This window comes from Mesobacillus foraminis (assembly GCF_004340465.1).
Classification (GTDB): Bacteria; Bacillota; Bacilli; order Bacillales; family Cytobacillaceae; genus Mesobacillus_B; species Mesobacillus_B foraminis.
In genome coordinates this window covers 128,764-144,166 of record NZ_SLVV01000012.1, presented here as the reverse complement: position 1 = coordinate 144,166, position 15,403 = coordinate 128,764, and the positions used below count along the sequence as shown (strand labels likewise).

The 15,403-nt window shown below is 43.9% G+C and carries 15 protein-coding genes; all 15 read right to left on the bottom strand.

The features are described from left to right. Positions 1-82: 82 nt before the first annotated feature. The 15 genes from EV146_RS21410 to EV146_RS21340 all read right to left on the bottom strand — a co-directional run bounded on the left by EV146_RS21410 (position 83) and on the right by EV146_RS21340 (position 15,369). On the bottom strand, positions 83-1,090 hold the full coding sequence (locus tag EV146_RS21410) for a substrate-binding domain-containing protein (RefSeq protein WP_132010577.1): 1,008 nt from the start codon (positions 1,088-1,090) through the stop codon (positions 83-85). Between the two features lie 134 nt (positions 1,091-1,224). Continuing rightward, entirely contained in the window at positions 1,225-2,187 is a 963-nt protein-coding gene (locus EV146_RS21405; RefSeq protein ID WP_132010575.1) for an acetylxylan esterase, read from the bottom strand. Positions 2,188-2,442: 255 nt separating this feature from the next. Beyond that, positions 2,443-3,618, bottom strand: a complete 1,176-nt coding sequence (locus EV146_RS21400; protein ID WP_158287161.1) for a sugar efflux transporter — start codon at positions 3,616-3,618, stop codon at positions 2,443-2,445. Between the two features lie 282 nt (positions 3,619-3,900). After that, on the bottom strand, positions 3,901-4,893 hold the full coding sequence (mgrA, locus tag EV146_RS21395; protein WP_132010571.1) for an L-glyceraldehyde 3-phosphate reductase: 993 nt from the start codon (positions 4,891-4,893) through the stop codon (positions 3,901-3,903). Continuing rightward, positions 4,877-5,536: an SGNH/GDSL hydrolase family protein gene (locus tag EV146_RS21390; RefSeq protein WP_132010569.1), complete on the bottom strand. Its 660-nt coding sequence runs from the start codon at positions 5,534-5,536 to the stop codon at positions 4,877-4,879. Before EV146_RS21390 ends, mgrA begins: the two co-directional genes overlap by 17 nt. A 13-nt stretch (positions 5,537-5,549) precedes the next feature. Next, positions 5,550-6,494 (bottom strand): mannose-6-phosphate isomerase, class I, encoded by a 945-nt coding sequence (manA, locus tag EV146_RS21385; protein WP_132010567.1) that lies wholly within the window; start codon positions 6,492-6,494, stop codon positions 5,550-5,552. Positions 6,495-6,515: 21 nt separating this feature from the next. After that, complete coding sequence (locus EV146_RS21380; protein ID WP_132010682.1) at positions 6,516-7,388, bottom strand: ROK family protein; 873 nt, start codon at positions 7,386-7,388, stop codon at positions 6,516-6,518. Positions 7,389-7,436: 48 nt separating this feature from the next. Continuing rightward, positions 7,437-8,837 (bottom strand): glycoside hydrolase family 1 protein, encoded by a 1,401-nt coding sequence (locus EV146_RS21375; protein WP_132010565.1) that lies wholly within the window; start codon positions 8,835-8,837, stop codon positions 7,437-7,439. An 88-nt stretch (positions 8,838-8,925) separates the two neighbouring features. After that, positions 8,926-10,224: a PTS cellobiose transporter subunit IIC gene (gene celB / locus EV146_RS21370; RefSeq protein ID WP_132010563.1), complete on the bottom strand. Its 1,299-nt coding sequence runs from the start codon at positions 10,222-10,224 to the stop codon at positions 8,926-8,928. A 22-nt stretch (positions 10,225-10,246) separates the two neighbouring features. Beyond that, entirely contained in the window at positions 10,247-10,579 is a 333-nt protein-coding gene (locus tag EV146_RS21365; RefSeq protein WP_132010680.1) for a PTS sugar transporter subunit IIA, read from the bottom strand. Beyond that, positions 10,579-10,890 (bottom strand): PTS sugar transporter subunit IIB, encoded by a 312-nt coding sequence (locus EV146_RS21360; protein ID WP_132010561.1) that lies wholly within the window; start codon positions 10,888-10,890, stop codon positions 10,579-10,581. Before EV146_RS21360 ends, EV146_RS21365 begins: the two co-directional genes overlap by 1 nt. Before the next feature lie 234 nt (positions 10,891-11,124). Next, complete coding sequence (locus EV146_RS21355) at positions 11,125-11,835, bottom strand: GntR family transcriptional regulator (RefSeq protein WP_121611273.1); 711 nt, start codon at positions 11,833-11,835, stop codon at positions 11,125-11,127. Between the two features lie 234 nt (positions 11,836-12,069). Next, positions 12,070-13,212, bottom strand: coding sequence for an iron-containing alcohol dehydrogenase (locus EV146_RS21350; protein WP_132010559.1), 1,143 nt, complete (start codon positions 13,210-13,212; stop codon positions 12,070-12,072). Between the two features lie 108 nt (positions 13,213-13,320). Continuing rightward, complete coding sequence (gene rhaD / locus EV146_RS21345; protein WP_132010557.1) at positions 13,321-14,154, bottom strand: rhamnulose-1-phosphate aldolase; 834 nt, start codon at positions 14,152-14,154, stop codon at positions 13,321-13,323. 456 nt (positions 14,155-14,610) lie between these two features. Continuing rightward, the gene (locus EV146_RS21340; protein WP_121611270.1) at positions 14,611-15,369 is read right to left on the bottom strand and encodes a DeoR/GlpR family DNA-binding transcription regulator; all 759 of its coding nucleotides are present in this window, start codon (positions 15,367-15,369) and stop codon (positions 14,611-14,613) included. Positions 15,370-15,403: the final 34 nt, after the last annotated feature.

Genomic DNA, 15,403 nt, shown 5'->3' with positions numbered 1-15,403 from the left:
CGGTTTGAAAGGAACGGCAAATAACCTTCCATTATAAAAACAACGGAAGGCGGTAATTGAAGTGTTTTATTTACGAAAAATTTTAAAGAATGTTTTTGACAGAATCCCTGTAAATCATCGTTCCTTTGATCATCACTCTTCCATATGTTTTCTTTCTGTTCTTTATCTTTTCGATGATAAACTTCACCGTGACCTTTGACATTTCTTTCATATTCACTTCTACTGTTGTAAGCTTCGGTTCTGTGAGAGTAGCATATATATCATTGTCAAAACCTACGACAGAACAATCATTTGGCACATCATACCCTTTTTTCTTTAAATCATTGATCAGGTTAAAAGCCACTTGATCACAATTGCAGACAAACGCTGTAGGCATATCCTCCGGCAGTTCAAACGGAATATAGTTTCCCAATTCGTCCCTGTCCTTGATTATATAATCGGGATTCAGTTCGATCCTCGATTCTAACAGTGATTTGTAATAGCCCAGGAACCTGTCCTGGATGCTGCTTGTGGAATGAATATTGCCAACATAGGCGATTTTTTTATGGCCATTTCTAATAAGGTAATTGGTCATTTCATAGACACCAAAAAAGTTGTCAGTCAAAACCGAATCGATGTTGGTCTGGTCTGTGTAAAAGTCAAGGAAGATGACTGGCACATCGGTATTCTGAATCATTTTTACATATTCAGGGCTAATCTGGCCAAGCATGATAAAACCATCTATTTTCTTCTCGGTGTAAATCCTGGGAAGGGCCAGATTGCGTTCATCTTCCCTGCTGAGGATATGCAGGATCCCTGAATAGTGATGCACATCCATATTTTGTGAAAGATGCTGGTAAAACTGCAGATAGAATGCCTGGGTGGACCCTGCGAACTGCTCCGGTATGATAATTCCGATATTATAGGACAGCCCTTCCTTCATAGATTTAGCATGCGTATTGAAACGGTAGCCCATTTCGTCTGCTACCTGTTTAATTCGTTTTTTTAATTCGTCACTTACCCCTTCTTTATCATTAAGTGCCTTTGAAACTGTCACAGAGCTGACTCCTAATTTTTCAGCAATGTCACGCATAGTTATATTACCCTTCATGAGCTAGCCCTCCGAATTACTTAATACTTCACTTATTATTAACTTAATTATACCAGTGCATTATCAAGATTAGTATAATGATTACTGCGTACTCGAACAGAGGCGGCCTCTGTTGACCGCCTCAGGATGCATTTTTACAAAAGCTCACAGAAGAATGGATGTACTTTATCCCCCAATGTCCTTATGTGTTCGTGCCCATATTCATAATAAACCAACAGTCTTTTTTTGGACTGGATTTTGTTATATGCCGCAAACTGGGTTGAAGGGGGACAGATCTGATCCTCCATACCAACTGCCCACAGCACGTCCGCCTTGATTCTTTCGGCAAGATGCTGGATATCTATGTAACCCAGCTTATTAAATAATTCTTCTTCCCTCTCATGGTTTGGGTCGATAAACTTAAAGTAATAGTGTATTTCTTCATAGGCAGAATTGCTGATGTCAAGTTCCCAGGCCCTTCGGTAATCGGATAAAAACGGGTAGACGGCAACTGCTTTTTTAATTCTCGGTTCCAAAGAGGCACATGCAATGGCCAAAGCCCCGCCTTGTGAGGCCCCGTAGACGCCGACGCGTTCCGGGTCCACATTTTCCATTGAAAATAGGATTCTTGCCGCTTGTACAGTATCTAAAAATACATTGCGGTAATAAAGTTTGTGGGGGTCTTTTTCTTCAATCCCACGGATGATATGGCCCTTTAAAGTCGTCCCCCTTACCTGCAGATTGTCTTCCGATAAACCGCCCTGGCCCCTGCTGTCCATGGCCAGAATCGTAAAACCTTCCGCAGCATAGCCCAACTTGTCCACCCAGTCCCCACTATTTACGTGGTAGCCATGAAACCATAATAATCCCGGCCCCTGCTTGCCTGGCCTTTTAGGCCTGACCAGCTGGCAATGGATTTTTGCCCCTCCAGCACCATAAAAATATAAATGGAGGCAGTCCGCAACATTACTTGTAAAATCAGCCGGTATCAGTTCATAATCCATCGGCAGCTGGCTCAGCTCATTTAAGGCATCATTCCAATATTCATTAAAATCTTTCGGCTTTAGATTTGTGCCCTTATATTCTTCTAATTCTGACAAAGGTAGATCAAATTTCACAGGTAAGCCCTCCATTTCAAAACAGCCTAATAGTTTGTAAGTTTTTTACTTAAACGATAACTTAATTATATTCTCCCTGTTAATCTCCGTCAACTAGATCTTAGGGCAGCCATTTATATAGAGGAACCAGAAACAGACCTTCTATAAATAAAGGGATGTTTCTCGGCGCTGCCAGAAAACATCCCATAAATTGATATACTTGCAGAACCGGCTTCGTACCAATGCCATAAAAAAATTAGTATCCGCCGAACCTTCCTATATCTTCCGGACTCTGACCTTACCGGTTTCAGCAGCCTTCACCCTTTCTTTGCCAAACAAAATGAGGCACAGCAGCGCCACTCCCGCAATAATGGCATAAACAAGAATGACATTGCCATAGCTGATGGCTTCTGCGAGGATACCGAACAATAAGTAGCCAGCAGTGGACCCAATCTGGGTTGAGTTCATATAAAGGGTGGTTGCTGTTCCCGGCGCGTCAGGTATAAAATCCTGGAAATAAGAAATGGCAATTCCTGCTGTTATCGATACCTGTGCGGCGCTTAAAATTTGGAGAGGATAAATCTGCCATGGCTCTGTGACAAAATAAAATAAAGCAAAATAAATAAATGCCAGTCCGAATCCAATCTTGATTAACAGCCCATTATCAAACCGGGTTGCCAGCAAGCCAACTCCAACCATCATCGGAACCTCAAATATTGGCGGAACACTGAAGATCATCCCGACATCCATTTCTGTACCGCCCAGTATTTTGGTGACAAATTGCGGCACATTGAGCATATGGACGGAGGTAGCCGCGGCGAGCAGCAGGGCGGCAGCCAGATTTCCGGATATATGCGGCTTGGCAATGAACCTTTTTATCCGGATTGGCTCAGGGCTTGATTGATTAACCCTCGGAATATCCTTTAGTAGGAATATGATGACTAGCAAGCCCAGCGCATACCCTGCTGCTACAAATAAAAACAGTCCCCTGAAGCCAACTATGACAAGCAGCCACGCAGCAACGGCAGGTCCAACCGTCCAGGCAAGGGCAAAGAACATCCGGAAAATATTCATGACAAAAGGAGTTTGGCTGCTGGGCACATCAGCATGCTTTAACGCTTCGCGTGCATAAGCCCATAATTGGGGCACGGCTGCTGCAGCCGTACCTAATAGTAGAAAAGCAGAGGCACCCAACATATACGGGTTACGGATGAAAGCAAAACAAAGATAGCCCAGGATCCCTGCTGAAGTCGTTATGATCAGCAGCTTTTTACGACCTATATGAAGATCTGACCTTTTTGCAATATAAGTGGATAGGACAATTCCCCCGACTGCCATGACTGTCATGAAAATGCCGAATCCTATATTGCTCATGCCAACTTCATCGATGCCAAACAAAGAAGAAAATGGAGCGAAAAAGGACATTGCAAGACCGAAAATAAAATTCGTCAAGTACAAGACCGGAAAGGAAGGGATCTTCCAAACAAAAATAATTTTTTCTATGAAGGATGAAAATGCCGATTTTCCCATAATTATTACTCAGTCCAATCTCATAAAATAGCGGAAGTAATTACCCACCCTGCAATTATATACATATATAAAAAGTTGTATATCTTTAATCAAAAAAATAGACTAAAGGGCTGATAGAATGGCATGAACAAAAACGAACATTGCTCCCGCAAGGATGCAATGTTCGTTTTTTTACCATATTGATAACAACCTTTTCACGGGGTATTAGCTGTTCAGCGTGTCTTCAATCCTCGCCAGCTCTTCCTGTGTAAAATCGAGGTTATCTAAAGCGGCAACATTTTCCTCAATTTGGCTGACCCTGCTCGCACCAATCAGCGCCGATGTTACCCGGCCGCCGCGAAGTACCCATGCCAGCGACATTTGTGCAAGGCTTTGTCCTCGTTCAGCAGCAATCTCATTCAGCTTCTTTACCCGGTTCAGTACTTCCTCTGTTACCTGTTCCTCCCCAAGCGCACCTGTTGGCTTGGACGCCCGTGATCCGGATGGCACACCCGATAAGTATTTATTCGTTAGCAATCCCTGGGCCAGCGGACAGAACGCAATGGAGCCTACCCCGTTTTCTTCAAGGACGTCCTGCAGGCCATCTTCTATCCATCTGTTCAGCATGGAATAGTTTGGCTGGTGGATAACAAGAGGTGTTCCCAAATGATTCAGGATTTTCACTGCTTCAGCTGTCTGTTCGGCACTGTAATTGGAGAGGCCGACATACAATGCTTTTCCCTGGCGTACAATGCTGTCTAGAGCGCCCATGGTTTCTTCAAGCGGGGTATTTGGATCCGGCCGGTGTGAATAGAAAATATCCACATAATCAAGACCCATGCGCTTAAGGCTTTGGTCAAGGCTTGCAATCAAATATTTTCTTGAACCCCAGTCCCCATAAGGGCCAGGCCACATATAATAACCCGCCTTGGATGAGATGATCATTTCATCGCGATATGGAGCGAAGTCTGTTTTCAGCATCGTTCCAAACATTTCTTCTGCAGAACCTGCTGGAGGACCATAATTGTTTGCAAGGTCAAAATGAGTAATGCCCAAATCAAAGGCCCTTCTCAGCATCGCACGTCCATTCTCGTATGTATCAACACCTCCGAAGTTATGCCAGAGGCCAAGGGAAATAGCTGGCAGCTGCAGTCCCGAACGTCCGGTTCGATTGTACTTCATCTCTTTATAGCGATTTTCTTCAGCCTGGTAAACCATTTTTAGCTCCCCTATCGAATTGAATTTTATTAAAAAATGCACGAAGCCAGGTTTGTGCCATAAGCATGCTCCCGGCAGAGTTCATATGGACTCCGTCCGTGGTCAGCATTTTATGATTGGCAGATTTTAAATAACTGATAAACACCTGGTGTGTTGGAACGTATATGGCATTCCACTTTCCGGCAAGGCGGCGGACGACATCGGCATAGTCCTGAAGTTTCCTGTTTCCTTCGGATTCAGGATTTTCCTGGAGAATGGTCGGTTCCATCAAAACAAGCCTGGCCCCCGTCTGAGACTTTGCCTGAAGAATCAGTTCGTTATAAATCCTTTCAAATTCATCAGGCAGCACAAGCCTTTTCCAGGGATGATCGATCTGTCTCCAGACATCGTTGATTCCTATGGAGATGGAAACATATGCAGGGTTCAGGTCCAGCACATCCTTTTGCCACCTTGAAGCTAAATCGGTGATATGATTGCCGCCGATTCCTTTATTGATGACCTGTGGAAGCAGGGCTGGATAATTAATGGAAAGATAATCGTTGATTAATCTGACATAGCCGTTCCCTATCCCTTCAGGATCTTCAAACCTTCCAGATTCTGTTATGCTGTCGCCAATAAAAACAAAAGTGTCATTCAGTTCCATGTGTATCCCTCTTTTAAGGCTGAGATATGATTAACTCACAGTTTCCCTCGAGCTGGAATTCGCCAAAACTGGCTGGCAAGATAAAATGGTCACCCTTTTTAATGGAGTAAGCCTGCTCTTTATGAACCAGGGAAGCTGAACCATTGATCACGCTGGCCAGCCTGTATGTTTCATTTTCGGGAACTGATGCCAGGCCATTTACATCCCATTTGAATACAGAGAAAAAACCTGACTGAACATAGGTTGTAACAGATAGGCCTTCCATCGTTTCAACACGGGGAGAGCTCATCATATCTTCATGCGGGACGGCTGTAACTTCAATCGCCTTGTCAAGGTGAAGCTCCCTAGTGTTTCCGTTTTCATCTTTTCGGTCATAATCGTATACCCTGTAGGTAGTGTCCGAACTTTGCTGCGTTTCCAGAACCAAGGTTCCTTCACATAACGCATGGATCGTTCCACTCGGTACATAAAAGAAATCCCCAGGTTTGATTTTAACCCGGCGAAGCAGGCTTGACCAATTCCCTTGCTCAATTTGATCCATCAATTCTTCCCTGGTAGCTGCATTGTGCCCGAAAATCATTTCTGCATCTTCCTTGCAGTCAATGATGTACCAGCACTCCGTTTTACCCAGCTCCCCGTTTTCGTGAACCCTCGCATAATCATCATCCGGATGCACCTGGACAGACAAATCCATATTGGCATCCAGAATTTTTGTAAGGAGCGGAAACACCTCTTCTTTAGGATGGCCGAACAATTCCGGTTGTTCTTTCCACAATTCATCCAGTCTTTTTCCTTTATGTGGCCCATTCTCTATAATCGAAGGCCCGTTTGGATGTGCGGAAATAGCCCAGCACTCCCCCGTCTTTTCAGACGGAATGCTGTATCCAAATTCTTCGCGAAGCACAGTGCCTCCCCAGATCCGCTCTTGAAAAACAGGTTTCAAAAATAGTGGCTGCAAACTAATTACCTCCAAAAAAAGTTAGTTCCCCAGTGCCTGTTTAGCAAGCAGCAAGGAGCCCGTGATGCCTGCATGATCTCCCAGGCCCGGACTGACAATATAGCTTTCGATATCGGTTGAAATCTCCGGAAATTGAATATACTCATTTAACAGCTGCTTAAGATTTTCATAAATGAAAGGGAAAATCTGCTTTTGCTTCATTACCCCTCCGCCAAGGATGATTTTCTTTGGTGACAGAATTAAAATATATTGCATTAAAGCCTGAGCGATATAATAGCCCTCAAGCTCCCATACTTCCTGCTTCCCGGCGAGCTGTATGCCTTTCTCACCCCAGCGCTCTTCAATGGCAGGTCCGGCTGCAAGCCCTTCCAGGCAGTCTTTATGATAGGGGCACTTCCCTTCATAATGGTCGCTGGTGTGACGGCGTACATATGTATGTCCCATTTCAGGGTGTGAAATTCCTTGAAGCAGCCTCCCCTGGACGATGGCACCCGCTCCTATTCCAGTTCCTACAGTGATGTATAAACAGCTGTCCAATCCTTTTGCTGCTCCCAGGGTCACTTCACCCAATGCAGCTGCGTTAACATCCGTGTTAAACCCGACTGGTACATCGAAGGCTTCCTGAATTGCCTGGACAAAGGCAAAGTTTTTCCAGGCCGTCTTTGGAGTCGAGGTGATATAGCCGTATGTCGGGCTGTCCTCGTTGACATCAATCGGGCCAAATGAGCCAATTCCAATTGCCTTAACATCATAAATCCTGAAAAAGCCAATAACCTTAGCCATCGTTTCTTCCGGAATGGTCGTAGGGATTTCGATTCGATTCAAGATGGTCCCATTTTCCTCACCGACTGCACAAACAAACTTTGTGCCGCCTGCCTCAATTCCGCCTAGCATAAGTTTCATTCCCTCCTGAAAAAAGATGGTCAAGAGACCATCTTTTATTTAAAAACCATTGTTCCTCGACACTTCCTTGATCCATTGGCCGCTTTTCTTGATCGTTCTCTCGCCATCCTTATCAAGGTTCACTGAAACAAATCCATATCGATTTTTATAGGCATTCGTCCAGGACCAGTTGTCCATGAAGGTCCACAAATGATACCCTTTTACATTTGATCCTTCCTGAATGGCCTTGTGCACCCATTTCAAATGCTCCTCGATAAATTCGATACGGTAGTCATCCTGAATGATGCCATTTTCATCCCTGAACTTCTCTTCCCCTTCGACACCCATGCCATTCTCAGAAATAAAGCATTCAATATTCCCATAGTTTTCCTTCAGGTTGACAAGAATGTCATAAACACCCTTTTCGAAAATTTCCCAGCCCCTGTGAGGGTTCATCTTGCGGCCAGGCATTACATAGTTATCAAAGTATCTGTCCGGCATGAACGGAGCTTCCGGATTCGGAAGATTTTCCTTTGCTTTTACACGCCGTGGCTGATAGTAGTTGACCCCTAATAGATCGACCGTATTCTGTTTGATGATTTCAAGGTCGCCGCTTTCAAACTCGGGCATATATCCTTCCTCTTTTAAAATCTGGACAAGCTCTTCCGGGAAGACACCTTTTACGGAAGGGTCCAGGAAAGAACGGTTAAAGATCGCATCAGCCAGTACAGATGCCTTCAGGTCAGCCGGATGCTGGCTCCTCGGATAGGATGGGGTAAGGTTCAGGATAATACCAATTTTACCATCCTGGCCCATTTCTTTGTAGGCTTTTATTGCTCTTGCACTCGAAAGGATGGTGTTGAACCCAACTTGTACCGCCTTTCCGAAATCCACTTCATTTGGATAATGGAAGTCATATAAATAGCCGCCTTCAACGGGCACAATCGGTTCATTATGAGTAAACCACTTTTTCACTCTGTCTCCGAACAGTTCAAAACAGATACGTGCGTATCTTTCGTAAGCATCCACTACCGACCTGTTTGTCCAGCCGCCGATTTTTTGGAGCTCGTAGGGCATATCAAAGTGGAACAGGTTAACAAATGGCTCAACATCATTCGCTATGAATTCATTAATGACATTGTTGTAAAATTCAATCGCTTTAGGGTTCACTTCCCCTGCTCCATCGGGAATTAATCTTGCCCAGGAAATGGACATCCTGAAGGAGTTATGGCCGATTTCTTTCATTAATTGAATATCTTCTTTGTACTTGTAATAGAATTGGGATGTTTTTTGCGGTCCTACGCCATTAAAAAACCTGTTAGGCTCCTCCTCGTACCAATGATCCCAGATATTTTTCCCTTTCCCATCTACATCTGCGGCGCCTTCAGTCTGTGGTCCCGATGCTGATGATCCCCACCAGAAACCATCTGGAAAGCTGTATTTCACTCTATTTGTTGTCATGTTTTCTTCTCTCCTTCTATTAGATTACGGAAAAAAAGGGAGGAGCGTTTCCTGTCGTCATGCCCCCTCCCCTCCGGTGCTGGAAGGCTTAACTTGCCTGGTTTGCTTCAGCCTCTTTTTCTTTTTGGACATTTAATCGGTCAAGGGCTTTTAAAAATGGGAACCAGATAACAAATACGATCAGCAGGTTCACCAGCTGCATGACTCCGCCCATGATGGAGTTTGTTGCCATGATTCCATTGATGAAAATTGGAACAGTCCATGGGACCGTAACACCTGTTGGAGGCGGCACCAGTCCAGATGACATGGCAAGATAAGTCACTAATGTTACAATCATCGGTGCAAGGATCCAGGGAACGATGATAATGGGATTCATTACAATCGGCAAACCAAAAATAATGGGCTCATTTACGTTAAAGAGACCAGGGGCCAGTCCCAGTTTACCTACTTGCTTCATTTGCTTGCTCTTCATGAATAAGAGAATTGCAATGATGACAGCAAGCGTCATTCCTGTTCCGCCCATTCCAACTGTATAAATTTCCATGAATGGCTTTGAAATGATATGTGGGATTTCTTTTCCTGCCGTATAGGCTTCCAGGTTTTCAATCTGCAAGGTATTCCAGATTGGGTCCATAACAGAGTTGATGATGATCTGTCCATGAAGACCGAAGAACCAGAGAATTTGAATGAAAAATACGGCGATCAAAGTCGGGATGATGCCGCTGCCCAAACCTACTAGCGGTGCCTGAACTGCATTGTAGATGACATCATGCATATTCGTATTAAATGCAAGAGTCACAAGGACATTGATTAAAAGAAAAACAGTAAGCGTTATAAATGCTGGAATAAGAGCTGCAAACGATTTGGCGACTGCCGGCGGAACGCCCGCAGGCATTTTGATTGTAAAGTTCTTCTGGACAATCTTCCTGTAGATTTCAGCTGAAGTGAAAGCTGTAAGCATGCCAAGGAACATCCCTTTAGCTCCCAGACGGTCAACAGGAATGACACCTGTGACAGCTTCACCAGTCTCAGGCTGGAGGACAAAAGGCGTGAGCAGCAGGAAGGAAACCAGTGCAATCGCCCCGCCAAAAATAGCCTCTACGTCATAGCTTTTTGAAAGATAATACCCGATACCAAAGACAACGAATACAGACATGATTCCCATCGTTGCGGACGATGCGATTCCAAAACTCGATTGAAATGTAGCAATGGCAGATTCGCTCAGCATTTTATTTAAAAATGGCAGATTGGTTAATACAACGAAAATTGAACCAAAAATTGTCAGCGGAAAGGCTAACATGAATGCGTCACGCAAAACTTGCAAATAACGATTGCTGTTAAGCTTCCCTGCAATCGGCAACAGGAATTCGCTGATTTTTTCAAACATGGAAGTTTCTCCTATTCTCTTTTTAGATATTTTTAGTTTTAAAGATTTCTAGTAATTCTTTAACGAGCTCTTTCATGGTGAGTGTTGACATTAAGTGATCTTCAGAATGCATAAGCAGGAGGCCAAATTCAGTCTTTTGACCCTGCGCTTCCTTCTGCACCATTTGAAAATGGATGTCGTGGGCCACACTCAAATCCTGCTCCGCCTCGGCTATTAGCTTTTCGGCTTCCTCCATATTCCCCTCTCTGTAAACTCGAAGGGAATGTATGATTTTGCTGCGTGCATTTCCGCTGTGCAGGATTAGCTGAAAGCTGACTTGTTCCGCTGTCAATTCCTCAATATTCAATTTCTCCATCATTTATCACCTATCAGGGAGACAGCCTGTTCGTAAGCTTTTTTTCCATCGGCCATGCCATAAGCCATCATATCAATGACATCCACCTTGATATTGTATTTCTGGGCCTCTTTTTGCAATTCACCTTTTAAGAAACTCATTTGCGGTCCAATCAATACAACATCTGCTTTCGCCATTTCCTGTTTTGCTTTATCCTGTCCTACAGCCCAGATCTCTGTCTCTTCTCCGATTGTTTTTGCATGGTCGATCATTTTGGTTACCAAAAGACTAGTAGACATTCCAGAACTGCAAGCTAGCAAGATTTTTTTCATTTATTGTCAAATCCTTTCCTGTTTTTATCGTTTTAAGCGTTTTCTAATATCGCTTACATTTGCTATTATAAACAATTAAAAATAAATGTCTAGACATTTATTTAATAAAATATGAACTTTTATATTTTTTTTAGATTGATTAAGAGTTTCACCTTTAAGGTTGCAGCTTTGCATTTGTTTATGGCAAAAAAAAAGCCCCTTTAAAAGGGCTTTGGCTGAAAGAAACCTGTCAGGCTATCGCCTTATATTCACTGTTGTAAAAACAAACTTGTCATACCGGTGGCGTGAAAAGGAGTATTCAAAGGGACTTCCATTATTCAGGAAACCAACAGCCTCAACTTCAAGAACTGGATCATCCGGCGCACATTCCAAATATTCCTGGTCCAGCTGAGTTGGCTTGCTTGCCCTTATTTTCCTGTGGGATCCGGCAATCGTCAGGCCGAGAGTTTCAGTAATATATTTATAAACAGAAGAATGCAGGACCGTTTCGTTAATGCCCGGAAGCAAAGTAGTTGGCATATAGGTCTGTTCAATCACATACGGTTCTTTATCAACAATTCTAAGGCGGATCACTTCATAGACAGGGGTTGTCCTGTCAATGGAAAGCTGCTCTGCTACCTCTTCTGACGGAAATTTAACTTCGAATTTTATGACCTTGCTAGTGACATCTTTTCCTTTCAGCAAATTAGACAGGCCGAGGGTTTCCCTGTCGACCACATTTATCGTATTTTGCATGCAAGATTTAATGATAAAAGTTCCGTGTCCCCGCTTTCTGAACAAAACTCCTTCTGAGACCAGGATATCCAGTGCCCTTTTCATCGTCATCCGGCTGCAGCCGAACTCCTTGGCAAGGGTAATCTCATCCGGTATCGGCTGATCGGAGGAATAATATCCATCTGCTATTCGCTTTCTAATCTCATTTGAAATCTTCTGATATTTAACCAATTACGGAACCACCTAGCATATATATTAGTTTTAACAATATTATATCCATTTAGGATTATATGTGTATACAGCAAATTAAAGGAAGCCCGGGATAATTGCTGGTCCAGGGGAGCTGCAAACGAGGAAAAGCAATTGATGCTGACACACCTTGCTGACCAATAGGTATTGCATCTGCTGCGCTCCTGCCAAATAAACTCTCCACAGTCATGGAGAGTTTGTTTTAATATAGTTTTTTTACAGTATTTCCTCAAACATTTTTATCGTTTGCTCTTTTGTCGGCATGAACGGATTGCCTGGCGCACACGCATCCTTCAATGCATTCTCTGCCAGCAGCTCAAGATCAGGATTCGCCACACCAAGCTCTTTCAATGATTTTGGTATCCCTACCTCTTCAGCCAGGAGCACGATTTCATCCAGGACAAAAGCACTGCATTCTTCATCTGTTCTCCCTTCTGTCTCAAAGCCTAGTCTTTCTGCTAGTAACCTGAATTTCTTAGGCGCGAATTTTGCATTTTCCTTCTCTACGACTGGCAGAAGCATCGCATTGCACACCCCGTGAGGCAGATCATAGACCCCTCCGAGCTGGTGGGCCATTGCATGGACAAACCCAAGCCCAGCGTTCGAGAAAGCCATCCCGGCCAGGAAGCAGGCATAGGACAATTGTTCCCGCGCTTCAATATCTGTGCCATCCTTTACAGCGGAAGGCAAATAATCAAAGATAATTTTAACTGCTTCAAGGGCGGTTGCATCTGTTACGGTGGTTGCGCCGGGAGTGACGATGGTTTCGATTGCATGGGTCAGCGCGTCCATTCCAGTCGCTGCTGTCAGACCCGCTGGTTTTTCAACCATCAGCTCCGGGTCATTCACTGAGAGGACCGCGAGGCTGTTTTTATCCACACATACCATCTTAACTCCCCGGTCCTCATCGGTGATGACATAGTTGATCGTCAATTCTGCTGATGTTCCTGCAGTCGTGTTTACAGCAATTGTAGGGAATCCAGGTCTTTGGGATTTGTGGACACCTTCATATTGCCGGATATCTCCCCCATTTGTTGCAAGGATGCTGATTCCGCTGGCACAGTCCTGAGGGGAACCACCGCCTATTGAAAGGATAAAATCACATCCATTTCCCTTCAGGATTTCTACTCCTTTATGAACTTGTTCACAGGTCGGATTGGGCTTTACTTCATCATAAATGACATAATCAACCATGATTTGGTCCAGCTGTCCGGTTACTTTTTCGACAATTCCATTTCCGGTAAGGACTTTATCACTGACAACCAGAGCCTTTTTGTACCCAAGGTCCCTGATTTCCCCTGCGAGCTGATTTATACAGCCGCGCCCCAGTAAATTTTTGCTTGGTAAATAGTACATCATTTGAAATCTCCTCCTTATGTTCAGTAATTCACAAATTAATTTTTATAAAAATCCATTTACAAAACGATGTCCTGTAAATGGATTCGAGAATACTTCAGTCCGCCCAGCTCAATTATGGCTAAATAGTTTTAAGACACCGCTGCGAGGGGTTACCTTGAATGCATCGGCGAGATCTTGCAGCTGCTGGTCTGTAATACTTTGTCTTTTGCCCCCCTGGGAACAAACAATAGTATAAACCTCAGCGGCTTTTTCGGCAGTCTCGATTAATCCAAAAGTCTCATCAATCGTAGCCCCAGCCCCGAAAATCCCATGATGCGGCCAAAGGACAAGCCGGACCTTCTCCATTTTCTCCGCAGTTGCCTCACCGATTGCATCTGTCCCCGGGACCATCCAGGGAATAATCCCAATTCCATCCGGAAAGACAACAATGCATTCCGTGCACATTTCCCATAGCGTTTTGGTGAAATTAATCTCATCCAGACTGTGGGTGAACGTCATGCCGAGCAAATGAGTGGCGTGGCAGTGCATAATGACGCGGTGGCCGGGGTCTATGGATAAGCGTTTAATATGGTTCATCAAGTGGGTAGGCAGTTCACTTGTAGCTACCCCTCCGTCTTCAAATCCCCAAAGGATTTCATAGCTTCGTCCATCCTCTGCAATCCGAATCAGCCCCAGGTTCACTGCAGGATCCTGACAGACATTTTTAAAATATTTGCCTGACCCAGTCACAATAAAATACCTTCCTGCCAAAGGGGATGCATCGAAGGTCATGGGAACCACTCTGGTTTCCCGGCATCCATCCAGATACGGATATACCTCATCCGTCGTTAATAGGCAGCTGATATTCCCCCCATTCCGTTCGTCCCATCCCAGTCGGTACAAATTGGCTGTAGCCTCTTTCATCTCTATAACAAACTTTGATTTAAAAATATCTTGTTTCATGATTATCACCTTTTCTTAAGGGTAATTGTTTTAGTTTTGAACTTCTTTGTTTACACCCTTATATTAACTCCAAAACAAAAGATAATCAACATTTATAAGGGAATTATATTTTGTTTATTTTTGTTTATTCGCTATTTGTTCACAAAACAAAAAAACAACCAATTGTACATGCTGTATATATTGGAAACGACCGGCGGCAGTAGTGCAGTTTTTTAGGAAGATGAAAATAAGCGTGTAAATTGAGGAGAATATGAACAGAACTGATAAAAATTAGGAAGAAGCCAGTTTTCCCGAGTTCAAGTATGCAGCACTGACTCCGACTGAATGCAGGGCGCTTTGTTATCCACACAAAATGCAGCATTAAATATCGTTTTATACGAACAAAAAGCGTGTGAAATTCACACGCTTTAAATCATTATAATTTTATTTATAAAAGGACCTATTAAGCAAAAATGGCTAGACGGTAATCACATCGATATTCCTGTCCTTAAGTCCATCAACGAAGATACCATCGATGCTTTCGTTCGTAATAACCAGATCAACCTGATCAATATTCGAAACATGGACAAATGTTCGGACCCCGAATTTGCTCGCATCGGCTAATAGAATGGTTTTATCGGCAATCTCCATCATCTGCTTTTTCAGCAGTGCCTGAAATTCGTTGGCATCTGTCAGCCCTCTTTCAAAATGTACACCCTTACAAGAAAGAAAGGCTTTGTTTACGTGGTAGGCACTTAATGACCGTTCCGCAAGCGGACCGACAAAAGACAGTGATTGGGGCAGAAGGAGACCTCCAGTGGAAATGACTTTAACCTGCTCCTTCTTGCTGAGCTCTACGGCGACTTTTATGGAGTTTGTCAGGACTGTCAAGGGCATATCTGGCAGTTCCTTTGCCATATACCAGGCGGTCGTGCTTGCATCCAGCACAATTTGGTCCCCTGCTTCAATATGGAGGATCGCTTCCATCGCAATTTGTTTCTTGTCCGCTGCATTTGTAATTTCGCGCTCGAGGTAGGATACCTCTGATTGTTCCTTTTGTATGCTCACAGCACCGCCGTGGCTTCGGCGAAGCAAATCTTCCTTTTCAAGCTTCTCAAGATCCCTTCTGATTGTTTCCTCTGTCACCGAAAAAATTTTGCTCAGTTCGGAGACCCTGATACTTAATCGTTCATTTACCAGTTCCAGCAGCTTCCGCTGTCTTTCTGCTACAAGCACGTTTGGCACCTTCCTTTTAATTAGATCTTTTATT